Origin of the sequence: Neobacillus sp. C211, from assembly GCF_051842875.1 — a bacterium.
Taxonomy (GTDB): domain Bacteria; phylum Bacillota; class Bacilli; order Bacillales; family Cytobacillaceae; genus Neobacillus.
This window is the reverse complement of the sequence record NZ_JBPXRO010000050.1, coordinates 1-24,772: the sequence shown is the minus strand read 5'-3', so window position 1 is coordinate 24,772 and position 24,772 is coordinate 1. Positions and strand designations below refer to the sequence as shown.

General features: G+C 37.9%; 27 protein-coding genes. 11 read left to right on the top strand and 16 right to left on the bottom strand.

Annotated elements, in window-relative coordinates:
- Window positions 1–173 precede the first annotated feature (173 nt).
- Window positions 174–1,049, bottom strand: a complete 876-nt coding sequence (locus ACSU6B_RS27515) for a nucleotidyltransferase-like protein (protein ID WP_215012317.1) — start codon at window positions 1,047–1,049, stop codon at window positions 174–176.
- A 152-nt stretch (window positions 1,050–1,201) separates the two neighbouring features.
- Between ACSU6B_RS27515 and ACSU6B_RS27510 the strand changes: the two genes are divergently transcribed.
- A complete protein-coding gene (locus ACSU6B_RS27510) occupies window positions 1,202–1,546 on the top strand; it encodes a YgzB family protein (RefSeq protein WP_214998166.1) in 345 nt (114 codons plus the stop codon).
- A gap of 112 nt (window positions 1,547–1,658) precedes the next feature.
- Here the strand turns inward: ACSU6B_RS27510 and perR are convergent, their stop codons facing one another.
- The 6 genes from perR to ACSU6B_RS27480 all read right to left on the bottom strand — a co-directional run bounded on the left by perR (window position 1,659) and on the right by ACSU6B_RS27480 (window position 6,081).
- The gene (gene perR, locus ACSU6B_RS27505; protein ID WP_168242311.1) at window positions 1,659–2,096 is read right to left on the bottom strand and encodes a peroxide-responsive transcriptional repressor PerR; all 438 of its coding nucleotides are present in this window, start codon (window positions 2,094–2,096) and stop codon (window positions 1,659–1,661) included.
- Between the two features lie 377 nt (window positions 2,097–2,473).
- A complete protein-coding gene (gene bcp, locus ACSU6B_RS27500) occupies window positions 2,474–2,944 on the bottom strand; it encodes a thioredoxin-dependent thiol peroxidase (protein WP_410889550.1) in 471 nt (156 codons plus the stop codon).
- A gap of 84 nt (window positions 2,945–3,028) precedes the next feature.
- Window positions 3,029–3,421 carry an ion channel gene (locus ACSU6B_RS27495; protein ID WP_214998168.1) on the bottom strand — a complete coding sequence of 131 codons (393 nt, stop codon included), beginning with the start codon at window positions 3,419–3,421 and terminating at the stop codon, window positions 3,029–3,031.
- A gap of 71 nt (window positions 3,422–3,492) precedes the next feature.
- Window positions 3,493–4,278, bottom strand: coding sequence for an ABC transporter permease (locus tag ACSU6B_RS27490; RefSeq protein WP_098929927.1), 786 nt, complete (start codon window positions 4,276–4,278; stop codon window positions 3,493–3,495).
- A gap of 3 nt (window positions 4,279–4,281) precedes the next feature.
- Complete coding sequence (locus tag ACSU6B_RS27485; RefSeq protein ID WP_214998169.1) at window positions 4,282–5,073, bottom strand: ABC transporter permease; 792 nt, start codon at window positions 5,071–5,073, stop codon at window positions 4,282–4,284.
- The gene (locus ACSU6B_RS27480; protein WP_410889548.1) at window positions 5,074–6,081 is read right to left on the bottom strand and encodes an ABC transporter ATP-binding protein; all 1,008 of its coding nucleotides are present in this window, start codon (window positions 6,079–6,081) and stop codon (window positions 5,074–5,076) included.
- 160 nt (window positions 6,082–6,241) lie between these two features.
- Between ACSU6B_RS27480 and ACSU6B_RS27475 the strand changes: the two genes are divergently transcribed.
- The 3 genes from ACSU6B_RS27475 to ACSU6B_RS27465 all read left to right on the top strand — a co-directional run bounded on the left by ACSU6B_RS27475 (window position 6,242) and on the right by ACSU6B_RS27465 (window position 13,631).
- Entirely contained in the window at window positions 6,242–7,537 is a 1,296-nt protein-coding gene (locus ACSU6B_RS27475; RefSeq protein ID WP_410889547.1) for a glutamate-1-semialdehyde 2,1-aminomutase, read from the top strand.
- A gap of 321 nt (window positions 7,538–7,858) precedes the next feature.
- Window positions 7,859–12,328 (top strand): glutamate synthase-related protein, encoded by a 4,470-nt coding sequence (locus tag ACSU6B_RS27470; protein ID WP_410889546.1) that lies wholly within the window; start codon window positions 7,859–7,861, stop codon window positions 12,326–12,328.
- A 229-nt stretch (window positions 12,329–12,557) separates the two neighbouring features.
- Window positions 12,558–13,631, top strand: a complete 1,074-nt coding sequence (locus ACSU6B_RS27465; RefSeq protein ID WP_410889544.1) for an FUSC family protein — start codon at window positions 12,558–12,560, stop codon at window positions 13,629–13,631.
- A 14-nt stretch (window positions 13,632–13,645) separates the two neighbouring features.
- Here the strand turns inward: ACSU6B_RS27465 and ACSU6B_RS27460 are convergent, their stop codons facing one another.
- From ACSU6B_RS27460 to fabL, 5 genes are all read right to left on the bottom strand, one after another.
- On the bottom strand, window positions 13,646–15,412 hold the full coding sequence (locus tag ACSU6B_RS27460; protein WP_410889542.1) for an ABC transporter ATP-binding protein: 1,767 nt from the start codon (window positions 15,410–15,412) through the stop codon (window positions 13,646–13,648).
- Between the two features lie 86 nt (window positions 15,413–15,498).
- Window positions 15,499–16,029, bottom strand: a complete 531-nt coding sequence (ntdP, locus tag ACSU6B_RS27455; protein WP_088085870.1) for a nucleoside tri-diphosphate phosphatase — start codon at window positions 16,027–16,029, stop codon at window positions 15,499–15,501.
- Between the two features lie 203 nt (window positions 16,030–16,232).
- Window positions 16,233–16,490 carry a YgaB family protein gene (locus tag ACSU6B_RS27450; protein WP_214717005.1) on the bottom strand — a complete coding sequence of 86 codons (258 nt, stop codon included), beginning with the start codon at window positions 16,488–16,490 and terminating at the stop codon, window positions 16,233–16,235.
- A 149-nt stretch (window positions 16,491–16,639) separates the two neighbouring features.
- Complete coding sequence (locus tag ACSU6B_RS27445) at window positions 16,640–16,966, bottom strand: gamma-type small acid-soluble spore protein (RefSeq protein WP_214998175.1); 327 nt, start codon at window positions 16,964–16,966, stop codon at window positions 16,640–16,642.
- Window positions 16,967–17,041: 75 nt separating this feature from the next.
- The gene (gene fabL / locus ACSU6B_RS27440) at window positions 17,042–17,791 is read right to left on the bottom strand and encodes an enoyl-[acyl-carrier-protein] reductase FabL (RefSeq protein WP_214998176.1); all 750 of its coding nucleotides are present in this window, start codon (window positions 17,789–17,791) and stop codon (window positions 17,042–17,044) included.
- 113 nt (window positions 17,792–17,904) lie between these two features.
- On the opposite strand from fabL, the gene ACSU6B_RS27435 reads away from it, so the two are divergent.
- Window positions 17,905–18,129 (top strand): hypothetical protein, encoded by a 225-nt coding sequence (locus tag ACSU6B_RS27435; protein ID WP_168242299.1) that lies wholly within the window; start codon window positions 17,905–17,907, stop codon window positions 18,127–18,129.
- A 26-nt stretch (window positions 18,130–18,155) separates the two neighbouring features.
- Here ACSU6B_RS27435 and mutY read toward each other — a convergent pair whose 3' ends face one another.
- On the bottom strand, window positions 18,156–19,256 hold the full coding sequence (gene mutY, locus ACSU6B_RS27430) for an A/G-specific adenine glycosylase (RefSeq protein ID WP_410889540.1): 1,101 nt from the start codon (window positions 19,254–19,256) through the stop codon (window positions 18,156–18,158).
- 125 nt (window positions 19,257–19,381) lie between these two features.
- On the opposite strand from mutY, the gene ACSU6B_RS27425 reads away from it, so the two are divergent.
- Window positions 19,382–20,362 (top strand): metal-dependent hydrolase, encoded by a 981-nt coding sequence (locus ACSU6B_RS27425; RefSeq protein ID WP_214998178.1) that lies wholly within the window; start codon window positions 19,382–19,384, stop codon window positions 20,360–20,362.
- A gap of 181 nt (window positions 20,363–20,543) precedes the next feature.
- Here the strand turns inward: ACSU6B_RS27425 and ACSU6B_RS27420 are convergent, their stop codons facing one another.
- Entirely contained in the window at window positions 20,544–20,813 is a 270-nt protein-coding gene (locus ACSU6B_RS27420) for a YfhJ family protein (RefSeq protein WP_410889538.1), read from the bottom strand.
- Between the two features lie 127 nt (window positions 20,814–20,940).
- On the opposite strand from ACSU6B_RS27420, the gene ACSU6B_RS27415 reads away from it, so the two are divergent.
- Window positions 20,941–21,117: a small, acid-soluble spore protein K gene (locus tag ACSU6B_RS27415; protein WP_066070009.1), complete on the top strand. Its 177-nt coding sequence runs from the start codon at window positions 20,941–20,943 to the stop codon at window positions 21,115–21,117.
- 57 nt (window positions 21,118–21,174) lie between these two features.
- On the opposite strand, the gene ACSU6B_RS27410 is transcribed toward ACSU6B_RS27415, so the two are convergent.
- Window positions 21,175–21,501, bottom strand: coding sequence for a YfhH family protein (locus tag ACSU6B_RS27410; RefSeq protein WP_410889536.1), 327 nt, complete (start codon window positions 21,499–21,501; stop codon window positions 21,175–21,177).
- 88 nt (window positions 21,502–21,589) lie between these two features.
- Between ACSU6B_RS27410 and ACSU6B_RS27405 the strand changes: the two genes are divergently transcribed.
- A complete protein-coding gene (locus ACSU6B_RS27405) occupies window positions 21,590–22,267 on the top strand; it encodes an SDR family NAD(P)-dependent oxidoreductase (RefSeq protein WP_410889534.1) in 678 nt (225 codons plus the stop codon).
- 8 nt (window positions 22,268–22,275) lie between these two features.
- Here ACSU6B_RS27405 and recX read toward each other — a convergent pair whose 3' ends face one another.
- Window positions 22,276–23,091, bottom strand: coding sequence for a recombination regulator RecX (gene recX, locus ACSU6B_RS27400; RefSeq protein WP_410889532.1), 816 nt, complete (start codon window positions 23,089–23,091; stop codon window positions 22,276–22,278).
- A 76-nt stretch (window positions 23,092–23,167) separates the two neighbouring features.
- Here recX and ACSU6B_RS27395 point away from each other — a divergent pair, with 76 nt between their 5' ends.
- The 3 genes from ACSU6B_RS27395 to ACSU6B_RS27385 all read left to right on the top strand — a co-directional run bounded on the left by ACSU6B_RS27395 (window position 23,168) and on the right by ACSU6B_RS27385 (window position 24,663).
- The gene (locus tag ACSU6B_RS27395) at window positions 23,168–24,076 is read left to right on the top strand and encodes a TIGR01777 family oxidoreductase (protein ID WP_410889530.1); all 909 of its coding nucleotides are present in this window, start codon (window positions 23,168–23,170) and stop codon (window positions 24,074–24,076) included.
- 119 nt (window positions 24,077–24,195) lie between these two features.
- Window positions 24,196–24,330 carry a YfhE family protein gene (locus ACSU6B_RS27390; protein WP_082797355.1) on the top strand — a complete coding sequence of 45 codons (135 nt, stop codon included), beginning with the start codon at window positions 24,196–24,198 and terminating at the stop codon, window positions 24,328–24,330.
- Window positions 24,331–24,471: 141 nt separating this feature from the next.
- On the top strand, window positions 24,472–24,663 hold the full coding sequence (locus ACSU6B_RS27385) for a YfhD family protein (RefSeq protein ID WP_168242292.1): 192 nt from the start codon (window positions 24,472–24,474) through the stop codon (window positions 24,661–24,663).
- The last annotated feature ends 109 nt before the right edge of the window (window positions 24,664–24,772 follow it).

The following is a 24,772-nucleotide window of genomic DNA, read 5'->3' as shown; positions in this document are numbered from 1 at the left end:
ATCAATTTCTCATTCGCTCGTAAGCGACTTTATTAATATAACACAAAGCATTTGAAAGTGTCAATAACTTTTTTTAAACCGTCACTTACGAAAACATCATTTAGTTTGTTTCTCAGCGACGGTTATTAATATACCAAGTAACAACGAAAAGGTCAATAGGTTTTATTGTTTTTTTAAGATAATTTTTTATTGAGTCGATAACCTCTATGAAAAACCCCTTGGCCCTTTGTTTCAATATTAACTACTTCTATCAAATGTTTATCAATTAAATATTCAAGAAGTACACCCAAATCGACAGAGTATGGGAGCAACTCTTCTTCACTCATAATTTCATTAAACATCCAAATTTCCTTACGACTAAGAATATCTAACAAATGGACTGTCCCAATATTTGTTCTCGAATGGATCATGAACTCGCTGGCAAGGAACAGCAGCTCAAGTCTTTTCTCAAGCGTTTCTTCGCTATAGACAAGTTCTTCGTATAGTTTAAAAATTTCTGGTTCAATCTGTTTTACTTGATTCCAAACAGTCAGTTCTGGATGGAGTCCATTTTCTAATATGGCTAACCTGGCAAGATGGTGCAGCGAATGGACAACATAGTTGTATGCATCTAAAAACTGATGACCTTCAAACAAAGCTTTTCCATCCACATATCGCCGAATCAATTTAGCAAATTCTAAACCCATTTTTATTTTGCGTCCGTTAAAAGGAAATTCTCGCAATTCCGTTTTTAAATTGGCTACGTATTCGTTTCGATCAAAAATGATTTTTGCCTCATGAAGCCATTCAAATATTTTCCGATTCGATCCTAATAATATCCACTCTTGCAACTGCGCTTCTGTGATGATATGCATTGCTGCCTTTTTATCGTAGTAAGTATAGTGCTTAATGAATAGCGGCTGATCCGCTTCTTTGACAAGAACTAAGAGAATTTCATCAAATGAATCTGTTATGTGGCTTAACTTTTGTTTTTTTTGTACCATTAATACTCCAAGGGTATTTAATTGGCTCGCCCTTTCTTGATAAATAGGCCGAAGGATGTCTTCCATCTTCATTCCTCCATTTTTTTCAGGTAGCAATATAAGTTCGACAAGGAAAACAAATCTCCTTCTTTATTCAAAGACAAATTTCGACATTCTTCTACGTAGACTTTTCTTTTCTATTTATAAATATGGTATAGTTTTCTCTAGGAGGGAGTTACATGGCAAAATATTCGAGTAAAATAAATAAAATTCGTACCTTTGCATTATCGTTAATTTTCATTGGTTTCATTGTTATGTATGGTGGTATCTTTTTTCGATCTTCACCACTTATTATGACCATTTTTATGATTTTAGGCCTTCTTTTTATTATTGCCAGTACTATTGTTTATTTTTGGATTGGAATGCTTTCTACAAAATCCATCCAAGTAAAATGTCCAAGCTGCGGTAAGCATACTAAAATGCTTGGTAGAGTAGATATGTGTATGTATTGTCGTGAGCCATTAACCCTTGACCCTAATTTAATAGGCAAGGAATTCGATGAGTCCTATAATAAAAAATCCTAAAAATAAAAAGAGGAAGAAGTAAACCAATCTGCAGAATAGCTGCCATGGATTACTTCTTCCTCTTTTATTTACAACAAAAGACTGATTTTTCTAAAATCAGCCGCGATCCTATTTAATGCACTTCTTTACTTGCGCACTCAGGGCAAGTACCGTAAATTTCCATACGATGATTCTCGACTTTAAAGCCGGTCACATGCGATGCTAAGTGCTCCACTTCATCAAGGCCCGGATAAAGGAAGTCAACAATTTTCCCACACTTCTCACATATCACATGATAATGATGGGATGTTACAAAATCAAAACGGCTGGAGGCATCTCCAAAAGTTAATTCCTTCACAAGACCCACTTCACGAAATACTCGTAAATTATTGTAAACTGTCGCCACACTCATATTAGGGAATTTTCCCTCTAGAGCTTTATAAATATCATCTGCGGTAGGATGTGACATCGAGTTTATTAAATATTCAAGTATCGCATGACGCTGCGGAGTAATCCGTACACCTGTTTCTTTCAAGGTATCCAACGCTTCTTTTAACTGATTCATCGCCATGCACCTTCTTTCTAAAAAGTATTCTTAGATTGTAATTGTTATAATTAATTTTACTAAGTAATTTGTACTTTTGTCAATATTGTTATCTCATTAACGGGAAATGTTATTTCCTTTTTCCATGTTTGTTTGTATTTTATGATAAATATTATCAATTATTTCTTTCCCTTGGAAATTTTATTAAATGACTCACCGCAAACCCAAGCATAGAACTTATTTCATGATAAATCCCATATTCCTTTTTATTTCCATAAAAAAAGGGGCCACTATGGACCCAAAGTTTATCTGAGGAGGTATGCCCTAATAAAATGATATTCAATCTAACGTTTCTTGCATTGGACAAATGCCTTTTCTGCGCAAAATAGGCTTCAGAAAGCAGATCAGCTTAACTGTTCTCGTATGTATGATAAAGCCTCTTCTACATGACCTTTAACTTTGACCTTTCTCCATTCTTTGACGAGTTTGCCTTCCTTATCAATAATAAAAGTAGATCTTTCTATACCCATGTATTCTTTCCCAAAGTTTTTCTTTAACTGCCAAACTCCAAATGCTTCCGCTAAAAGATGTTCCGTATCTGCAAGTAGCAAGAATGGCAAACCATATTTCTCTACAAATTTCTGATGGCGGTCAACCGGATCCGGACTAACTCCCAAAACCACGGCATTTACCTCAGTAAATTGTTGAATTTGATCCCGAAAATCACATGCTTCGGTTGTACAGCCCGGAGTCATGTCTTTTGGATAAAAATAAATAACAACATTTGTGCCCCGAAATTTTGAAAGATTTACTGTTTCGCCATTATTGGCTTCTAACTCAAAATTCGGTACCTGCATTCCGATTTCAACAGTCATCCCTACCACTCCCATTGTAAATTATTCCTTATCATTAGCGTAGCAAAATCCCGGCTGACAAAACAACTATCCTGCATCGCTAACTTACTTTTCCCGATCAAAAACAACGCGGGCAACAAATGCAGCAGGTAGTGTATAACCGATCAACGCCTCTGTAACGGTAAGGATTCTTCCTATTCCATGTGGAATGACATCGCCATTCCCAACTGAAAATAAGGTCATTGCACTAAAGTAAAAGCTTGTTTCAAAAATATTTTTGTTTTGATTATTTACCTCTATCAACAATGACATTCCGATTAACTCAAAAAGCAAATAAATAAGACCAAAACCAATAATGACAGTCAAATACACAGAACCTAAATACAAAAAATTATCAATTGATACCAATTTACCTTTTACGGTATTTGGTATAAAAAGCGTCCTTAAACTCATAAAGATGCAAAAGATGACGATTGGAAGCAAGAAAAAAAACACCACAGACCACCTCTATTTTAACATCTGGTATTTAATTTCTATGCACGCTTGACCAATAAAATATCAAATTCTAGTTAATTGCCCGCACCTCGGTATTTTTTTACCCCTTGATTCCAAAGCATTACGGAAAGTACGAAAAAAACAACTCCCATCACAGGTGTTAAAAACGAATACCAAAACCATTCTTTTTTTCCAAGGAAAAAGGCAGCAGGATAAACGCCAACAAAGGCAAATGGCATCACCCATGTTAGTACAAAACGAATTAGTTTATTATAGATATTAACTGGGTACCTGCCATAGTTGCTAATATTGTACATCATCGGCATAAGAGATGTACGCGCATCTGCCCAAAAGCTAATGCAGGCGATCATGATGAAAACTCCACCATAAACCAATGCCCCACCGAGGACAAAAACAATAAACAAGATTGGATCGAACCAATGGACTTCCAGTCCCAACCGACTCCCCGCGTAAAACATGACAGCAAGTCCTGTTAATGCCCCTAACAATGATTCCAATTCAATTCGTTCAAGAATTATTTGAAAGAGACTGTGTATCGGTCTAGTTAAGATACGGTCCAGTTCTCCCTTTACGATATAGCGCTCATTAAAATCCCAAATGTTAAAGAAGGCAGAAAAGACTGCGGAAGGTACTAGAAAAAATCCATAGATAAATATGATTTCATCCCTGTTCCAGCCATTTAACAAATTGGTATGTCCAAAGACGACCAATATGAAAATAAGGTTTATTGCTTGTGATAGTAAATCAGAGAAAAACTCTACAAAAATATCTGCTCGATATTGAAGTCTCGTTTTTAAATATTGAGATATATATTGAAAAAACATAGATATATAAAACAACTCTTACCCCCCTTGAATAATCAGTTGTTTCTTCGCCAAAATCCAAAGAATTTGGATTGGAAAAAATAATATGATTACCCAAACAAATTGTTGAGAAATTGCTTCTAGTGCCTGGGTATGGGAAAAACCTTTAGTAACAATCATACTAGGAAAATAACTGATTCCTTGAAAGGGAAGAAACTTCATCACATCCTGTGCCCAGCCTGGAAAAAAACTAATCGGCAGTAGCAGCCCTGAAAATAAATCAATAACGACACGTTTTGCCCGAATTAGCCCAGAGTTATTATATAAGAAGAAAGTAGTGATCCCAGTTAATAAATTCAGTTCCGTATTAATAAAAAAACTTAACAGGATGGAGAGAGCAAACAATCCCCAGACACTTGGATCCCAGGTGAATTTAATAGGAAAGACGAAGTAAACAATGATCATTCCCGGTGCAGAAAAAAAGAATAACCTGAAAATCCCTTCCCCCAGACCTTGCATCGTTTTCATACCGAGATAATTATAGGGCCTGATTAATTCAATAGCCACTTTACCTTCCATAATTTCTAATGCCATTTCACGATCAAGATTGTTGAAGTAAAATGCTCGCGCCATCCAGGAGACCGCTACATATGTGGTCATCTGAGTGACAGATAAACCAACAATATGTTCCTTAGAACCATAAATCGCCGACCATAAAAAATAATAGGCCCCAATGTTAATGCTATAGATTAGAATTCCTGTGTAATAATTGGTACGGTATGCAAGCATCATTAAAAAGCGGATTCTAATCATTTCAAGGTATTTCTCCACTTATACTGCACCCTTTTCATAAATATTTCGAATGATTTCTTCTGTAGATGTTTCGTTTATTTTAATATCTTTAATTTTAAATGCAGCTACTACTTTGGCAATTACTTGTGAAATAAGTTCATCATTATCATCAAGTGTGGCGGTAAAGATTTGCTTTTTTTCGTCAAGGTCCCACTTAACAGGCATTCCACTGGTGAGATTTTGCACGGCAGAAATTCCAACCTTCTCTAGAAACTGAAACTGAAGTTCTTTTCCTTCGCCCCATTTCTCCTGGAGATTCTTTAGCGCACCATCATAAATAACCTTACCTTCATCGAGCATAATCACCCGCTCGCATAATGCCTCAATATCGGTTAAATCGTGGGTGGTTAAGAGGATTGTCGTTTGATATTTCTCATTGATTTCTTTTAAAAAATCACGAATTTTCAACTTAACGAGTACATCTAAGCCAATTGTCGGTTCATCCAAAAACAATAGTGGCGGATTATGAATCAACGCAGCCGCAAGCTCACACCGCATTCTTTGGCCAAGAGATAATTTGCGCACAGGCTTATCTAAGAGCGGCTCGATATCTAATGTTTGTATCACATGATTCATGTGGCTGTTATACTCTGCATCTGATACCTTATACACCTTTTTCAAAAGGCGAAAGGATTCTTGAACAGCAATATCCCACCATAATTGAGAACGCTGTCCGAAAACAACTCCAATGGTTTGAACAAATCGTTCCCGTTCTTTATGAGGATTCATGCCATTAACGATGATTTGTCCAGAAGAAGGCGTTAAAATTCCTGTAAGCATTTTAATCGTAGTTGATTTCCCGGCACCGTTTTCACCGATATAACCGACCATTTCACCCTTTTTCACTGTAAAATTAATATCATTTACAGCCGGAACAACTTTATAATTTCTTGTTAGTAAGTCCCGAAACGCCCCTTTTAAACCTGTCCTGCTGGAATATGACTTAAACTCTTTTCGTAAATTTTTGACTTCAATCACATTTTTCATTTTTTCCTCCCGAAACAATGCCCTAAAGAATTAGTTTAGCCAATTGAGGTTGATAAAACAACAATCAAGCACCCCATTAATTTTCGCAAAAGTGAAAACAGATTAAGTGGGAGAAGAAAAGTGATAAAATAGGTAAGAAGCAATTTAAGGAGGAAAAAAAATGAAATTTATTAATTCAGAAAGATTACATAATGAAGCACTTGAACACATTGTTGGTGGAGTTAATAGCCCCTCTCGTTCTTATAAAGCTGTTGGCGGAGGTGCTCCGGTTGTAATGGAGCGCGCACAAGGTGCTTACTTTTGGGATGTCGACGGTAATCAGTATATCGATTATCTCGCAGCATATGGACCCATTATTACCGGTCATGCCCACCCACATATCACAGAGGCAATCAAACGTGCGGCAGAAAGCGGCGTCCTTTATGGTACACCAACACCCCATGAAGTGAAATTTGCAAAAATGTTAAAAGAAGCAATTCCTTCTATGGAAAAAGTTCGTTTCGTAAACTCAGGAACGGAAGGCGTGATGACAACGATCCGAGTTGCTCGTGCCTACACTGGCAGAGATAAAATTATTAAATTTGCAGGCTGTTATCACGGTCATTCAGACCTCGTCCTTGTTGCAGCAGGCTCGGGGCCATCTACATTAGGCACTCCAGATTCTGCGGGTGTTCCGAAAAGTATTGCGCAAGAAGTGATAACGGTACCTTTCAATGATATCGAACCATTTAAAGAGGCAATAGCTAAATGGGGCGACCAAATTGCAGCAGTATTAGTGGAACCCATTGTCGGTAACTTTGGGATTGTAGAACCAAAGCCAGGTTTCCTGCAGGAAGTTAATGAGATTACTCATGCATCAGGGGCACTTGTGATTTATGATGAAGTCATCACGGCCTTCCGCTTTATGTACGGCGGTGCTCAAGATTTATTAGGCATCCAGCCAGATCTAACCGTGTTAGGTAAAATCATTGGCGGTGGTCTTCCTATTGGTGCCTACGGTGGCCGAAAAGAAATTATGGAAACCGTTGCCCCGCTCGGACCAGCCTACCAGGCAGGGACAATGGCAGGGAATCCCGCTTCCATCCTTTCAGGTATCGCCTGTCTAGAGGTTTTAAAACAAGAAGGAATATATGACTATTTAGACTCTTTAGGTGCGATGCTTGAAGAAGGAATTTTAGAGGCAGCTAAGGAAAATAATATTCAAATTACCATTAATCGTTTGAAGGGTGCGTTAACTGTTTATTTTACAAATGAAAAAATCGAAAACTATGTACAAGCTGAAAACACAAACGGTGAAACATTTGCAAAGTTCTTTAAACATATGCTCCATCAAGGAATAAACCTTGCTCCATCCAAATATGAAGCATGGTTCTTGACAATCGCTCATACTGAAGCAGATGTTGAAGCAACTCTACATGCGGTAAGAAATGCATTTTTCTCACTTAACAACGAATAAATATGCACATTTTATGCACAAAAGGGAGTGGAAATCACTACCTTTTTTTTATAAAATCATCTTGAAAACGTTTACAATAAGATGTTCCCTCATTTATCCTACACCTTTTAACCACTATTTTCTTATCCAAATTACTGCATATTTATTTGATTTCTGAAAATTCTTATGATACTATTAAATTATTATTTTTAGATTTACTTTTTAACTTTATACCTCGTTAAAGTAACAACCGAAAACTAACTACAAACACTATATTCTCAAACTTTAAGTTTCATAGGAGGTGAAAGAGGCCTTAGCAGATATCTGCTAAAGCCTAATAAGATGACACAAAAATGGACCCCTTCCCTTTTCAAAGATTTCCATAAACAAGAACACGATGCCTGCGGGATTGTCGCATGCCTTGAAAAAACTAAGAGCCCAACTAGAAAAAATATATTTGATTGTATAGACGCTCTTGTGACAATGAATCATCGCGCAGGTTTTATTAACGGTGAAGGCGATGGCGTTGGCATTCATACCGATATCCCTGTCGAGCTTTGGAAAGAAAAATTGCTTCAGGCTGGCCAGGAACCATCACTAGCTGAAAAAGAAGAATTTGCTGTTGGTCATGTTTTCATTAGTCAAAAGGTAAACTGGGAAACTACCAAACAAGAATTAATTAAAAAGTTGGAAAAATACGACTTTGATTTAATTTATGAAACTGATAAGGTTACGGACACTTCTGCACTTGGCCCCATTGCTATTCAGGAAAACCCTGTTTTTTGGCAATTTGCCTGTCTTTCCACAAAAAAAGGGCAGGAATTATCAAAATCCCTTTTCGATGCATTAGTTGATTTAGAAACAAACGAGCATGTCCATGTGGCTTCACTAAGTCAGAACCATGTGGTTTATAAGGTAATGGGGGCTGGGGATATTCTTCCACGTTACTATTATGACCTTGCGAATCCACTTGTTGCTTCAACCATGACACTCGGACATAATCGCTATTCTACGAATACACTTTCAAGCTTTTTCCGGGTACAGCCGTTTAGTGTTCTCGGGCATAATGGGGAGATTAATACCATTGCAAAGCTTCGTGATGAAGCAAAAATGATTGGTGTACCGCTTGTCAAAGATGGCAGTGACTCCCAAGATTTAAGCCGTACAATGGAAACATTAATTTGCCGCGAAGGATTTTCATTATTTGAAGCAATGGATGTTTTATTCCCGCCAATTATCAATGAAATTAAGGCATATCCTGAAAATCTCCAAGATCTATATACCTATTTAAGGGAAGCATGGGGACACTTTGCCCAAGGACCTGCAGGTATTATTTCTAGATTTGGAGATGAAGCAGTATTTAGTGTGGATGCTCTTGGCCTTCGTCCGCTTTGGATGCTTGAAATTGATAGTTCTTATCTGTTTTCTTCAGAACCAGGAATCATTTCTTCAAGCGAATATACGAACGATCCGAAGCCTTTAGCACCAGGTGAAAAGGTTGGCTTTAAATGGAACGGTGAAACGTTAGAAGTATATGAACAAGCTCGTTTTCAGAATGAGGTCTATACTCGTTTCTCTGATAAGTTAAATTTCAATGAATCGAGAACGCGTTTGCTGCCACCAGCTTTAGGTAAAACAGTAACAATGAATTATCCTGACAAAATCCATAATGGACAATATAAAGCTTTTGGCTGGGAAAGAGATCATATCCAATTAATTGAACAAATGGCAGAAAAAGGTGTGGAACCCATTCGTTCACTTGGCCATGATGCCCCACTTGCTGCGCTTAACCCAGAGCGTAAAAATATTGCCGATTATTTTAAAGAAAGTGTTGCCGTTGTAACGAATCCTGCTATTGATAGAGACCGTGAAACAGAACACTTTTCCACACGTGTAATTATTGGTAAGCGTCCAACCTTATTCAATAAAGAAAATAGTGAAACTGTAATCGAACTAACAACTCCTCTATTATTGGAAGGAAAAGCTGGCTACAGCCTATCTGAAAGTTTAGATCAGCCAAGTTTTGATCAAGTTGTCCACCATTTTCAGGAACAAAAGTTAGTAACCTTTATATCTACTACCTTCAAAAAAGAAGAAAAGTTAGAGCTTGCATTAGAAAGACTTGCAAATGAAGCAGTTCAAGCAGTTCAGGCTGGAAAAACATTACTTGTTCTTGATGATGCAAAAGCACACCAAGAAGATTCCTATTGGATTGATCCGCACTTAGTAACATCTGCGATTGATCAAGCACTAGTTAAGGCAGAAATAAGAAGGGATTGTTCTTTAGTTCTACGTTCTGGAGCTATACGATCACTTCATGACATTATCACTGCTTTTGGATTAGGGGCAGATTTAATTAGCCCATATTACATGTTCTTAACGGTTCAAGACGAGACAACTAAGCCTTTAACCAATCTATATAGTGCTTTGACAAAAGGATTAGAAAAAGTAATTTCAACAATAGGCATTCACGAACTGAGAGGTTACGGCCGCCTTTTCTCAAGTATCGGATTACATGAGGAAATCGCTAGCCTATTAAACATCGTTAACTTTTTTGGCTCGAAGGAACTTGAGACTGATTTTGAAGCCATGAAGATGGATGCTTTGTCTAGAGCAGAAGATTACCATAATGAAAAGGAAAGAGTCGGAAAGACTTTCCATCTCTTCCCACGTATTTGGAAGGCCATTGGTGAAGTGGCTGCTACTGGTGACTACAGTAGTTATCGTGATAAAATCTCCGAACAAGAAACGGAGAATCCAACAACGATTCGCCATTTAGTTCAACTTAAAAAGAGTCATAAATCTCTCTCACCTGATGAGGTTAATCTTCGTGTTGGGGACCATGATTTACCGTTTCTTATTTCTTCGATGTCATTTGGTTCTCAGAACGAAACAGCATTCAGAGCTTATGCTGAAGGAGCAGACCGGTTAAACATGATCAGCCTAAATGGTGAAGGCGGAGAAATCAAAGATATGCTTGGCAAATATCCAAAAACAAGAGGTCAGCAGATTGCCTCTGGAAGATTTGGCGTAAATGCTGAACTACTTAACTCTTCGAATCTATTAGAAATCAAAATTGGGCAAGGAGCTAAGCCAGGTGAAGGCGGTCACTTACCAGGTTCAAAGGTAACTGCGAAGGTTGCAGAAGCACGTAATGCAACACTTGGTTCTGATTTGATCTCACCATCAAACAACCATGATATCTACTCAATTGAAGATTTAGCACAAATGATTCTTGAATTAAAAACGGCAAACGATCAAGCAAAAATTGCTGTTAAGGTTCCAGTTGTACCGAATATCGGAACGATTGCTGTCGGTATTGCCAAAGCTGGTGCAGATATTATCACCTTGAGCGGCTTCGATGGCGGTACTGGTGCTGCCAGAATACATGCCCTTCAGCATGTTGGTTTACCAGTAGAAATTGGTGTAAAAGCAGCACATAATGCCCTACTTGAAAGCGGCCTTCGCCATAAAGTAGAAATCTGGGCTGATGGTGGTATGAAAAGTGCCATGGACGTTATGAAGATCATGCTTCTTGGTGCAAACCGAGTTGGTTTCGGTACGCTTTCAATGCTGGCAATTGGATGTACGACTTGCCGTGGTTGCCATTTAGATACCTGTCATGTTGGTATCGCGACACAAATTGAATCAGAAGCACAAGCGAAGGATCATGGCTTACGACGTTTTGTTCCACGCCAATTAGATTTAGCAGTGCAGGGAATTATGAATCTCTTCACAGCCTTTGGGAAAGAGTTAAAGACAATTGCAGCATCGGTTGGTATTCGCAATTTACAGGATGCTGTTGGACGTTCTGATTTATTAGAGCAAATGAAAGGCCAAGGCCAGCTTAGCCTCTCCTATTTGTTAAAGCCGCTAGAAATTAGCCAATTTGCAAAAACAGAAGCATCTAAATCAATTGAAGAAGTTCAAATGCAGGTTGCAGTGGGTGCAGAGTATCTTGATGGCAGTGTCGATCAGTTACACTCATCTCGCGAATTTGTAAGTGTCACTTCTGAACAACGTGTGCTAGGAAGCCGTGTTTCATGTCATCGTGTTCGTGGAAGACTTGATGGTTCATACAAGCAACTTCCATCCGTACAACTTAAATATAAGGGTGGTTCCATTCCTGGAAATGGTTTAGGTGCTTATAATAGTGAAGGAATTGACATCACTGTGAATGGCGGAGGTCAGGACGGTGTTGGAAAGACTTCTTTTGGTGGAAATATCTATATCCTAAAATCCAAGGGTAAAGATGGCAATTATTACAACGGTTCCGTCGGAAAAGGGTTTGGATATGGTGCTCAAAAAGGTCTTCTTGTTGCACAAGGAAATGCCGATGCACGTGCAGGGATTAGACTTTCAGGTGCTGACCTAATTATTGGCGGTACTGTTAAGAAGCCACTTCCAGAAAAAGAAGCAGGTAACATTGGTTCAAATGCTAATATTAAAGGTTTTGCCTTTGAATACATGACTAATGGCCGCGGCCTTGTACTGGGAGACCCAGGACCATGGATTTGTGCAGGAATGACGGGCGGGGTTATCTATATTCGCCAGCAGCCTGAGATGGGATTAACGAAAGAAGCCATTCAAAGAAGGATTGCAAAAGGAGCTAAGGTTTCAGTTGTTGATCTAAACGAAAAGGGCAAACAGGATATTAACGAGCTATTAACCAAGTATACTGACTTGCTTGATCAGAATGGTCAGGCTGACGAAGCTATTCAACTTCGTGTACTTTTAACTGATCTTGAAAATCAATTTGTGCAGGTTCTTCCTGTCAAAGAACAAGCAGATCCAGCTGTATCAACAGAATGATCAAGAATACTAATAGTAACGTCCGCTGCTCTAGCGGGCGTTTTTTAATATGACATTTTCCTGTAAAAAATGAAATATAAATTCATATTATTTCTCTTGATAATATATGATAATCAATGTATAGTAACTTATTGCTGATTGAAAAAGCGCCAGTTCTGTTTTCGATGTAAAACTGTTACCTGGGGCTGCCATAAACTATATATTTATTTTTGAAAGGAAACTATTTGGAATGAAGTTAGGTGCCCGCATCTTAAAAACGGGAATTGCCATTGTGTTATCCCTTTACTTAGGTCAGTTATTGCATTCACCCTCACCGGTATTCGCCGGCATTGCTGCCATATTTGCGATACAACCGACCATTTATCGCTCCTATTTAACAATCATTGAACAAATTCAAGGAAATATCATTGGTGCTTTACTTGCAGTGGTTTTTGTACTTCTGTTAGGCAATCATATTATTGTCATTGGCTTGGCTGCTATTATTGTGATTGGCATTAATTTAAAGCTTAAACTCGAAAATACGATTGGTTTATCACTTGTTACGTTAATATCCATAATGGAAACACCAGGTGGCGATTTCATACCATTTGCCGGGATCCGTTTTTCTACCATCATGATTGGAGTCTTTTCTGCATTTTTAGTCAATCTAGTATTTATGCCGCCAAAGTATGAAAATAAACTTTATTTTAGAATGACGAGCACAACGGAAGAAATTATTAGATGGATCCGTTTAAGCACCCGGCATGACTTCGATCATAATCTTCTCAAAACAGATATTGATAAATTAAAAGAGAATATTATTCAAATGGGCCAGTTCTACAGTATGTACAAAGAAGAACGCAGTTATTTTAAGAAAAATAGTCTGGAAAAATCACGTAAGCTTGTTATTTATCGGCAAATGCATTCTGCAGCAAAAAAGGCACTTGATACTTTAAAAAGACTTCATCGTTTTGAGAATGAATTATTACACCTTCCAGAAAAATTTCAACAATCGATACAGGAACAATTAGACTGCCTAATTTACCATCATGAACAGCTTATGCTTAGATTTATTGGTAAAATTCCAAACCCTCCTGCCAATTCTGAAAATACGATCTGCTTAAATAAAAAGGAATTATTTGATTTATTTTTACTCCACCAGCAAGAAATTACCGACCATGATAATCCACTTCATTATCATACCATGCAAATTGTTGCTTCGATTATTGATTACAGTGAACAGGTAGAACATCTTGATACACTGATTACAAGCTTCCATTCGTATCATCATAATGAAGTCTCGATCGACGAAGGAAATATATAAAAAACCGAAGCACATTACTCTGCTTCGGTTTCTTTTTGTTCTAACTGCTGCACTTGAAAAAGTTTGTAATAATTCCCTTTCCTCTCCATCAACTCGTCATGTGATCCGACTTCTACAATTTGACCATGTTCAATCAGGACAATTCGATTTGCGTGAGTAATCGTTGACAATCGGTGTGCAACAATAAAAGTAGTCCTATCCTTGGCTAACTCCTTGAGTGATTCTTGTATAGCATGCTCACTCTCTAAATCTAGTGCAGAGGTTGCTTCATCAAGAATTAAGATAGGTGGGTTTTTCAAAAAGACACGGGCAATCGCAACTCGTTGTTTCTGACCTCCAGAAAGCTTAACCCCTCGTTCGCCTACCTTGGTGTTATACCCTTCTGAGAGATTTAAGATAAACTCATCGGCATTGGCCGCTTTTGCAGCCATGTATACCTCTTCAGCGGAAGCACCTGGTTTTCCTAATAAAATATTATCCATAACCGATTCACTAAATAAGATATTATCCTGAAAAACCACACCAATTTTGTCTCTCAGAGTTTGAACCTTAAATTGACGGATGTCTACCCCGTCTAAAGTGATGCTTCCTTCGGTCACGTCGTAAAAACGGGGAATCAGACTAACAAGTGTGGATTTCCCGCCGCCGCTCATTCCTACGAGCGCTATCGTTTCTCCCCTTTTTACATCTAAAGTTATATTTGTCAAAACCATTTCCTCTTTTTTTTCATAAGAAAAATAAACATTCTTAAACGAAATGTCCCCGTGTACCTCGCTGCATTCTCTCGCATTAGGTTTATCCACGATATCATACTTTTCATCCAAAAATTCAAATACCCGATCCATAGATGCAAACGATTGAGTAATTGTGGTGGAAGAATTAACTAGTCTTCTTAATGGATTGTAAAGCTTATCAATATAGGCAAAAAACGCAACCATTGTCCCAAGTGATAGTTGACCTTGAATGACGAGGTAAGCAGAATAGCCAATGACTATTAATGGGGCAATATCCGTAATCGTATTAACAGCCGAAAAGGCTTTCGCATTCCAGCTTGTATGCTGTAATGCCTTTTCTAAGAAGTTTTTATTCTGCTTATCAAATTGGCCTTGTTCATAGTCTTCGATCGCAAAGCTTTTGATTACGGGCATCCCTTGCACCCGCTCATGTAAATAGGCCTGGACTTCGGCTAGGGCCTGTGAACGCGAACGTGTCAATGTCCGTAAATTCCCAAAGAAAAATCTAATCGAGAAGGCGTAGAGTGGAAACAGCAAAATCGAAACAAACGTCAGCTTAACATTCATAGAAAACATAAGAATAATTGCAATAATAATTGTGGCTATATCCAGCCAAAGGTTCATTAATCCTGAAATGACAAATGTCTTCGTTTGCTCAACATCATTGATGACTCGTGATATAATTTCTCCAGCACGGGTATTTGAAAAATACCTAAAGCTTAACTTTTGGATATGTGTGTACATCGTATCCCGAATATCATATAATATTTTACTGGACGTCCACTGGGCAAAATATTGCCGATAATATTCGATTGGCGGCCTCACGATGACAAAGATTACTATCATTACACCCATAATGAACATCAGTTTATCCATTTTTTCACCGTGGGATAGGGTAGGACTTCCAACAATGTCATCGACAACATATTTAATCAGCATCGGAATCATTAGTGGAATGGAAAATTTGATTACTCCAATGATAATTGTCCCAATTACTTGCAAACGGTATGGTTTTACAAATTGAAGATACCTGCGAATACTGCTCAAGTTGGTCCTCCTTTCGGAATCTTCTTTAATATGCAAATAAAAACCTGTTGATCAAATCAACAGGCGCATATAATTCTAATTGCCATCTAACGTCTGTATGTTAAATAACGTTCGTACCAGATATCGATAAAATCTGGTGCAAAAGGGCCATTCCGCTGCCGAATCCATTGAATCAACTTGTCAACATTCCTTTTTAGGATTTGATCGATAGGAGCTGGATAATTCATTTCCCGGCGATGACGTTCATACTCATCCTCGTCTAATAAATTAAAGGTCATATCAGGAAACACCTTTATATCAAGGTCATAATCAATATACTTTAGTGCTTCGCCATCAAAGATAAATGGTGAACTGATATTACAGTAATAATAGATACCATCCTCACGTATCATTCCAATCACATTGAACCAATATTGTGAATGAAAATAACAAATAGCTGGTTCTCTTGTAATCCAGGTCCTGCCATCTGATTCTGTCACAAGTGTTCGGTCATTGCCTCCAATCACCAAATTTTGTGTCCCTTTTAAAACGGTTGTTTCTTCCCAGACGCGATGGATGTGCCCATTGTGCTTATAACTATGTATTTGCATTGGTTCACCTTCGATGGGTACGCCCATGTTTCTCCCCTACCTTCATTCCTGAACGCTTTGTAACCTATTCTTAACAATATATAAATAAATAATGACAAAAGGCAACAAAGTACAATTCCTATTTTCTATTATTATAACGGTTGGGAACAGATTTTAAAACAAAAGAGCCATATTTCGATGGCTCTTTGTAAAAATTTGCGAATTTTTTTAGATATTCTTGGTTTTTTCACCTAAAAAGATGCTGTTAGGTTCATTTCCCGATAGGAATTAATTACCTCTTCTGTCTGCTTTTCAAAAATGGTCTGGATCTCTTTCAACTCTTTTTTCTTCAGTCGGATATCAGCTTGAACACTTTCAAGGTCTGTAGCATCCTGCAATGTTTGTAGTTCTTCTTCGATTTGTTGACATCGTTCAAGTTCTCCTTGAAGGTATAGCAATTTTTCCATCGTCACCATTTGATCGGAAACTAATCGGTTAAAATGATCCATTTCCCTCACCGCCTTATTAGTTGTATCTAATATGTATTCTCGAACAGGCTTTATTCTCCTTTGACAAAATATGTAACCTTAAGAGAAGTTTTGTCGAAACAGAAAGAAGACACTCTATACGAATCTAGAGTGCCTTCTGCATACTATTATTAGCTTTGACCAAATTGGCCATTACCTTGGTTTTTACGAGCTTGAGATTGTTGGTTTTGTTGTCTTACTTCTTGAGCATCTGTTTGGCTTGCAAATTCAGTTCCGAATTGGCCTGAAGAGCCTTGGGAACCTTGTCCTGAAGCAGATTGAGACTTTTGAGCCGATTGTTGGTTTTGTTGTCTTACTTCAGCAGCATTTGTCTCACTCGCGAATTCAGTTCCGAATTGGCCTTGAGATCCAGATTGAGATTGAGCGTTTTGTTGTCTTACTTCCTGGATGTTAGTTCCAGCTGAAGTTTTGTTTGGCTGTTGATTGAAGTTTGCCATTGATATCACCTCCACGAATATAATGTAACCATGCTTCGTGGAGATTATCCTCAAAAAATATTATTTAAAAATAATTTAAACAAGTAATGAAATTCCACCATCAATAATGATAGTCTGTCCCCTGATCATGCTTGAATCATCAGATAAAAGGAACATTACACAGTTAACCATGTCATCAATTTCGACCATTCTTCCAGCAGGAGTCTTTTCTTTTGCTTCTTGAAGAAGCTCTTCACGGTTTGGAAAATGCTTTAATGCTTCGGTATCGACAGCACCGCCTGAGACTGCATTAACGACAATATTCTTCGGTGCTAGCTCAACTGCCAAATATCTTGTCAGAGCCTCAAGTGCTGCTTTAGAGACCCCTACAACCGTGTAATTTTCTAAATAACGGATGGAACCGAGAGAACTGATGCTGACAATTTTCCCCCCGCCATTTCTTTCCATTAATTTTGCTGCTTCCTGTGCACAAAATAGCAACGCTTTGCTATTTATGTTTAAGGTCCAATCCCAGTGTGATTCTTCTAACTCCATGACTGGACGCTGAACTCCTGATGCTGCATTATTGACAAACACATCCAGGCGGCCAAATTCTGCCTCAATTTGCACGAACATTTCTTTAATTTTAGCAACATCGCCAACATTTGCTTTTACAATTAATACCTTTCTCCCTAATGCCTCAATTTGCTCGGCAGTCTCTATGGCACCCTTTTTACTTCTTGCATAATTAATAACGATATCATATCCTGCTGCAGCTAATCGAAGTGCAGTCGCCTTGCCGATTCCCCTGCTGCTTCCGGTAATAAGTGCTACTTTCTGAGTCATCTAATTATCCCCTTCTATATTCAAGTATTGTTATCATTTTAACTTTTCCAGGAATAGAAGACAATTATTATAAAACACTAAGGAATAAATAACTTATGAAAGGAAGTAGAAATATGTATGTTGGTCGGGATATGACAGAGCTTTCAATGATGGCTAAATCTGATTGGGAAAACAGTGAGCTTGCTTTTTTTCATCACTCATTTCAGCAAATTACTCCATATTTAAATAGCGAAGGACAAACGATTCACCGCGAGATTATTGAAGAAATTGAGAATCGCGGCGGAATCAATCGTCAAGAAGCAGATTATACACATGGAACAAAAACGGTATATGAATGAAAATGAACGCCGCTTAAATACGGCGTTCATTCCATCTGGTGTTCATGAAAAATCTTGAGCATTTTTTGGGAGGATACAGGGAAAGCAAACTCTTTCATTTCTTCGAATGAAACAAGTTTCCATTCTTCATTTTCTTGAAAGACTGAATTTAAGGTCCCTGAATAGACCTTAATATTCCACACTAAGTGGGAAAAAGTATGTTCCAGCTGACCGATAATTTTTTCAAATTTTACTTTTAAATCAAGTGAATGGTGAAATAGGTCCGCTACCTGCTGCCGTTCATTTAGTAGGGGGTGATGGATCTCAACATTAGGGAATTCCCATAAATTTGCGAGCAGTCCAGTTGCCGGCCTCTTGTGGATTAATACCTTACCATTTCCATCCAAAAGGATAGCAGCAGCAAGTTGAACGTTTCGTGTCTTGGTTTTTTTAGTTTTTATCGGTAGTTCATTTTGAACTCCCTCATCAAAAGCTTGGCAATGTTCTCGAACTGGACATAATAAACATGAAGGAGAAGTGGGTGTACAAATTAAAGCTCCCAATTCCATTAACGCTTGGTTGAAAGAGGAAGGGTCTTCATGTGAAATTAACTGTCGCACTGCTTTTTCAAAAATTTTCCGCGAAGATGATTTGGCAATGTCATCCCAGATGGAAAGGACTCTCGAAATGACCCTCATCACATTTCCATCCACAGCCGGCTCTGGAATCCCATAAGCAATACTTAATATCGCACCAGCTGTATATGGCCCCACCCCTTTTAGTCCAGCTATCTCTTCTGGGGTGTTTGGAACCTCTCCGTCATATTTCTCGCTTACCTCCTTTACAGCTGATTGCAAATTTCGAACCCTTGAATAATATCCCAGCCCTTCCCAGGCCTTTAGCACTTTATCCTCCTCTGCCTCGGCTAGGTCTTCCATCGTGGGAAACCATTCAATAAAGCGGTTAAAATAGGGGATTACTGTATCTACTCTTGTTTGTTGGAGCATTATTTCTGAGACCCATATTTTGTATGGATCTTGGTCTTTTCGCCACGGCAAGTCCCGTTGTTCTCGTTTAAACCAGGATATTAAATCATTTTGAAAAGCAGTTATGTTGATTTTTTCTATATTCTTTAGTTCAATTATCATAACTTTTGTTCCTCCAGATGTTGTTAACATGTATGAAAAAAGGCAATATAATAAGTAGTGTATTTGTTTTACGATAATTCAATTTGTTTAGTTTTACAAGAACTATATTGAAGGAGGATTCCCTTTTGGATACAGGAACTCATGTTGTCATGGGTATTGCTCTTGGTGGTCTTGCTACACTTGATCCCGCAGTAATTAGCAGCCACGCGACCACGACGAGTGTTTTAATTGCAACCATTGCTGGGTCGCAAATACCTGATATAGATACCGTTTTGAAGCTAAGAAATAATGCCATATACATTCGAAATCATCGCGGGATTACCCACTCCATCCCTGCTGTAATATTGTGGCCACTCGTCCTGTTAGCCGTAATCTATCCGTTTTTTCCTGATGCCAATCTTTTTCATTTATGGGCTTGGACATTTGCAGCTGTTTTTATCCATGTATTTGTTGATATATTTAACGCTTACGGTACGCAGGCTCTAAGACCTTTTTCTACAAAATGGGTCGCTCTAGGCGTTATAAATACGTTTGACCCGATTATCTTTGGGTTCCATATCATTGGAATCGTTATTTGGGTATTAGGAGCAAATCCAGGTTATACCTTTTTGATAATGTATGCAGTCATTATAGCTTACTATCTTGCTCGTTTTAGGGCGAAAAAAAGGGTATTGGTTGAGGTAAAAAGAATAATTCCCGATGCAACAGAAATAATTATTGCACCAACCATGAGGTTTCATCAATGGAGAATTGCTGCCATGAACAAGAAACAATTTTTTGTGGGAAAAGCAGTAAATAAAAAAGTTGAAATCTTAGACCATTTTAATCGAATACCCGTTCCGAAAACACCCGTAATCGAGGCAGCAAAAAAGGATAAAAACCTTTCAGCATTTTTATCCTTTTCACCAGTTTATCGATGGGAAGTCGATGAATTTATTGATTTTTACGAAGTTCGCTTCATTGATTTACGCTATCGGAGCAATGGACACTATCCGTTTGTGGCCGTTGTTCAATTAGATTGTAACTTAAATCCAATTAGCTCCTATACGGGGTGGGTGTTTAGTGAAAAGAAATTACGAAAGAAATTAAGTATAATTCCAAGTTAAAAAGAAAAGCGAAAGCGCCCGTTTAGCGGCGTATGGACTGGAGCGCTCCAACTGAGATAAAGGAAACACGGAGAGCGATAGCGCATTCGTGCTTGACTTATCGTAGGGCGGAGTGCGAAGTCCACTAGCCGTTGGGCGCTGGAGCTGGACAGTTATCTAAGTTCAAAGAATTTAAATTTTTTTAATTTAAACTATCCTTTTCCTGATTTAAATAATCCTTGTATTTTGGGTTTGTTGCTGCAAATTCATGCAGTTTATCACCGTAGTTTTCTATCCATTGTTTGACAATTCTTTCTGCTACTTCACTGCCCATATATTCCCTGCCTGCTTTTGCATAAGTGGTTTCAAAATCATCCCAAAGAAGTTCAACCCAGGTTCGTGCCTGGTTATAGGAAAGTTGATCGTTTTTAGCTAATAGCAGTTTTGTTAATCTTTCATGATAATCGTTCATTCATCCACCTCATTGCCAATTTCTTTTAACATAACCTATTTTAAAAAAGCAGATACTATCTTTACGTGGTAAGCATTGAGAATGCTTTGCTTTTCACGTGTTCTCATTCCCTTAATGGAGGTACAGCATGAGAAATAAAGCAACGAATTTCCCAAATCAAAATAATAACAAGCTCGAGGGAGAACCAAGAGCAAAAGCAGAATACGCTTCAACAAGAGCAGATGGCACGATAAATACCCATCCACAGGAGCGGATGCGTGCTTCTGGAGAGCGCGATGATGAGTCGCCACAGGTTTATAAATAAACCTTCCTATCTGTAAAAACAAGACAAGCCAGAGGTCTTATTCTCTGGTTTGTCCAATTATTTTTTTGGCTGATTCAACAATGAAATTGGCAATGCTTCTTCTTTTCCCTCTCCTGCAAGTCGATAACCCCAAGCAAACACACCATTCATATAATCAATTTTAAAATATTGTCCTGGGTCCCCGTCTATTTCATAAATTTCTCCAGGTTTAAACGAATGAGGGTCAATCAGGTATGCTCTCGCCATTTGAACCTTTCGTTCGAGCACGGCAAACTCATTGACCATTCCCATTTGTTCTGCTTTTCTGGCTTGTTCTTGGAGCATGCCAATTTCTTGTCTTAATTCATATTCTGACATGGTACTGTAGCGTTTCTCCTGTTGCATTTGAATTCACTCCCCTTATAACTTCATTTTAGTATATTATAATATAATAAATAAAGGATGAACTAATATACAAAGGAGATTTTTTAGAATGAAAACGATCATTATTACTGGGGCAGGCTCTGGTTTAGGAAAAGAATTAGCGCACCTCTTTTCGCAAAAAGGCTATCACCTTTTGTTAACAGGACGGACATTTGATAAATTAACAACTACAAAAGAAGAAATTGAAGCAAGTGGAGGAAGTGCTGATATCCTTCCTATAGATATTGGAAATGCGAAAGATGTTTCGAAAAAAGCTGAAGAAATTAGTCATACATATAATATATACGGATTAGTTAATAATGCTGGAGTTGGGCATTTCGGTCCATTTGTGGAAATGAATGAACATCACATTACAGAAATGATCAACACAAATGTTTTAGGAACTCTTATGATGACTAAAGCAATATTACCCTTGCTGTTAAAGACTTCGGAAGGACGCATTTTGAATATTATTTCAACAGCAGGCTTGCGTGGAAAAGTGAATGAAGCGGTTTATGTGGCCAGTAAATTTGCAGTTAGAGGATTTACCGAGAGTCTGCAGAAAGAATACGAAGGGAGTGGGATTAAATTTAATGCTGTTTATATGGGCGGAATGGACACACCATTTTGGGAAAATAGTGACCATGTCAAGGATACCTCCCGTTTCCGCTCACCAAGGGAAGTTGCCGAAATAATTATCGAGCAAATGGACCAAGATTCCATAATTATTGAAAGTAAAAAATCATGACGACTTTGTCATGATTTTTCCATTTCTGATAAATAGATTTCGATGAGCTCTATCGGGAACCCTTTTCGATATAATGCCTGCTTCATCTTTTGTTCATATTCAAAGCCACTGAATTTACTATATTTTCGATGGGCCTTTTCCCCTTGGAATCTTATTGCTCCCATTTCCTCATCATCCTCGTTGTTTATGGAGACATCATTAACAGCAATATTAATGACATCATATGGATAACCTTTTCTAAGGAGCAGATTCTCAAGTTTCTGTTTTTGAATTTTTAATGATTCCTTTGTATTCTTTTCGTAAAACTTTGAGCTTATTTTGGTTGCTTTTTCAATCTGTTGCTCAAGAGGATATTCCTTTAGTGCATGGTTGAGAATTCCTTCTACTATTCCCTTTTCCTTTAATTCCATTTTAATTACATTAGGACCTTTATCAGTGGTATTCGCTTGGGTTCGTACATAGGCCAACGCGAATTCCTCGTCATTTATGTATTTCTGTGCAGTTAATCTATGAAGAATTTCATTGATGACAGGTTCATCTATTTCCTTTAATACAAGATAATCTTTTATTTCTTTTTCTGATCTCATTCTTCTAGCTAAGTAATGAATGGCTTTGTTGTATGCTTTGCGAATGTCGTCTTGATACTGAATTTCCACAAAGGAAAAATCATCAAGCTCCATTCCTTTTTTTAATTGAAATTTGATTAGAACATCACTGTCGACACTGAAGGCAAATTCCTCACCCTTACCCTTACCGTAATCCATAAAAATATTGAATCGATCTTGAGTTTTCTGTTGTGTGGTGATCTTTGTAATAATGGCCACGTTATTCACCTCATCAATACTTTACCATATTCCTCATTATCTGTTGTAAGATTAAACGTAAAAGGGGGCGGAAAAAATGAAAATAACGATTGCAGGCGGAACAGGCTTTGTAGGGCAAGCACTTACTAAACACCTGTTGAAAAACAATCATGAGATAATTATTTTATCAAGAAAATCGATTGATACAAATCGTACTGATGGAATTCGATACGTCGAGTGGCTAAGTGATAGTTCAAGCCCCATTCATGAACTCCAAGATACTGATATTTTTATCAACCTTGCAGGCGAATCAATTAATAGTGGACGTTGGACGGTAAAAAGAAAAGAAAAGATTCTAAACAGTCGCTTAGAGTCTGTTCATGCACTGCTAGCCATTATAAATAAATTAGATACCAAACCAAAGGCACTGATCAATGCAAGTGCAATTGGGATTTATGGAACATCCTTTGATAAAATTTTTACTGAAAAAGATAACCATGGCTTTGGGAATGATTTCTTGGCCGAAACAGTTAAGCAATGGGAAATCGAAGCTGGAAAAGCCAGTCAATTAGGGATACGTACTGTCTTTTGCAGGTTCGGAATCATCCTTGATAAACACCAAGGGGCTCTTCAAAAAATGGCAATCCCTTATCAATCATTTATCGGTGGTCCCATTGGAAATGGACGTCAGTGGATGTCATGGATTCACATTGAGGATGTGGTCCAAGGGATATCCTTTATTATCGAAAATGAAAAAATAGATGGACCCATCAATTTCACTGCACCGAAACCGGTAACGATGACTGAGTTTGGAAAAACACTTGCACGAGTATTAAACCGCCCCCACTGGCTTCCGGTCCCAAGTTTTGCACTACGTCTGCTGCTTGGTGAAATGAGTACATTGGTGGTTGATGGACAAAGGGTATTACCGAATAAGCTTTTAGAAACTGGCTATCAATTTAAGTATTCCGATTTACATTTGGCATTGAAAAATATATTTTCTTAAAAAAAGTATCATTCCTTTCTTAAAAGGTAAAAATGGAAATAAGTACATGACGTGCTTTTATTTTTTACCACATAGCTTGATGACAATTAACTAAAAAAATGTTGAAAGGAATGAGCAAAATGGCGGAAAAAAAGAAAAAAGATAAGGATCGAGGCAAATACTCATTAACCAGTATGCAGGAAGTCTCTTATCAACGAGAATTTAAAATGGCGGACCGTGCAGGCGGGTATCACGACAAAAAAACGAGACTATAGTTCAACTAAATCTACGATAAAAAGCAGCCCTGGTCGCTTTGCTGAAGTATTTTCCATTCATGGTTACCTTTCTAATTGTAAATGATATTAAAGGGAGCAATTCGGCTCCTGAAAAGTTAACAATGAAAGGGGTTTTTAGTAATGGGTCGTATGCATAATAGTGGAACAGGTAATAGTAACAAAAGTTCACTTCCACAAACACCTAAGAACCTAAAAATAACTGATGGAAATGACGTTGAATATTCTGCAGAATTTGCAGACCATTCCGACCTTGAAGCGCAAGCACGTGCTAACGCAGCGAACCAGCGTGTAAAATCGAGAAGAAATAAATAAGTTTAAAAAAAGCGGTAACAAAAAAGAAGAAGCAGGGCAACCTGCTTCTCAGGCTGTCGAGAAACTTTCGACAGCCTCTTATTTTCTACAATAACTTTAATCATTCACC

Coding starts and splice junctions, on each gene's coding strand:
- ACSU6B_RS27515 (WP_215012317.1), bottom strand. CDS start 1,049: ATGGAAGACATCCTTCGGCCTATTTATCAAGAAAGGGCGAGCCAATTA.
- ACSU6B_RS27510 (WP_214998166.1), top strand. CDS start 1,202: ATGGCAAAATATTCGAGTAAAATAAATAAAATTCGTACCTTTGCATTA.
- perR (WP_168242311.1), bottom strand. CDS start 2,096: ATGGCGATGAATCAGTTAAAAGAAGCGTTGGATACCTTGAAAGAAACA.
- bcp (WP_410889550.1), bottom strand. CDS start 2,944: ATGACTGTTGAAATCGGAATGCAGGTACCGAATTTTGAGTTAGAAGCC.
- ACSU6B_RS27480 (WP_410889548.1), bottom strand. CDS start 6,081: ATGAAAAATGTGATTGAAGTCAAAAATTTACGAAAAGAGTTTAAGTCA.
- ACSU6B_RS27475 (WP_410889547.1), top strand. CDS start 6,242: ATGAAATTTATTAATTCAGAAAGATTACATAATGAAGCACTTGAACAC.
- ACSU6B_RS27470 (WP_410889546.1), top strand. CDS start 7,859: ATGACACAAAAATGGACCCCTTCCCTTTTCAAAGATTTCCATAAACAA.
- ACSU6B_RS27465 (WP_410889544.1), top strand. CDS start 12,558: ATGAAGTTAGGTGCCCGCATCTTAAAAACGGGAATTGCCATTGTGTTA.
- ntdP (WP_088085870.1), bottom strand. CDS start 16,029: ATGGGCGTACCCATCGAAGGTGAACCAATGCAAATACATAGTTATAAG.
- ACSU6B_RS27450 (WP_214717005.1), bottom strand. CDS start 16,490: ATGGATCATTTTAACCGATTAGTTTCCGATCAAATGGTGACGATGGAA.
- ACSU6B_RS27445 (WP_214998175.1), bottom strand. CDS start 16,966: ATGGCAAACTTCAATCAACAGCCAAACAAAACTTCAGCTGGAACTAAC.
- fabL (WP_214998176.1), bottom strand. CDS start 17,791: ATGACTCAGAAAGTAGCACTTATTACCGGAAGCAGCAGGGGAATCGGC.
- ACSU6B_RS27435 (WP_168242299.1), top strand. CDS start 17,905: ATGTATGTTGGTCGGGATATGACAGAGCTTTCAATGATGGCTAAATCT.
- mutY (WP_410889540.1), bottom strand. CDS start 19,256: ATGATAATTGAACTAAAGAATATAGAAAAAATCAACATAACTGCTTTT.
- ACSU6B_RS27420 (WP_410889538.1), bottom strand. CDS start 20,813: ATGAACGATTATCATGAAAGATTAACAAAACTGCTATTAGCTAAAAAC.
- ACSU6B_RS27415 (WP_066070009.1), top strand. CDS start 20,941: ATGAGAAATAAAGCAACGAATTTCCCAAATCAAAATAATAACAAGCTC.
- ACSU6B_RS27410 (WP_410889536.1), bottom strand. CDS start 21,501: ATGCAACAGGAGAAACGCTACAGTACCATGTCAGAATATGAATTAAGA.
- ACSU6B_RS27405 (WP_410889534.1), top strand. CDS start 21,590: ATGAAAACGATCATTATTACTGGGGCAGGCTCTGGTTTAGGAAAAGAA.
- ACSU6B_RS27395 (WP_410889530.1), top strand. CDS start 23,168: ATGAAAATAACGATTGCAGGCGGAACAGGCTTTGTAGGGCAAGCACTT.
- ACSU6B_RS27390 (WP_082797355.1), top strand. CDS start 24,196: ATGGCGGAAAAAAAGAAAAAAGATAAGGATCGAGGCAAATACTCATTA.
- ACSU6B_RS27385 (WP_168242292.1), top strand. CDS start 24,472: ATGGGTCGTATGCATAATAGTGGAACAGGTAATAGTAACAAAAGTTCA.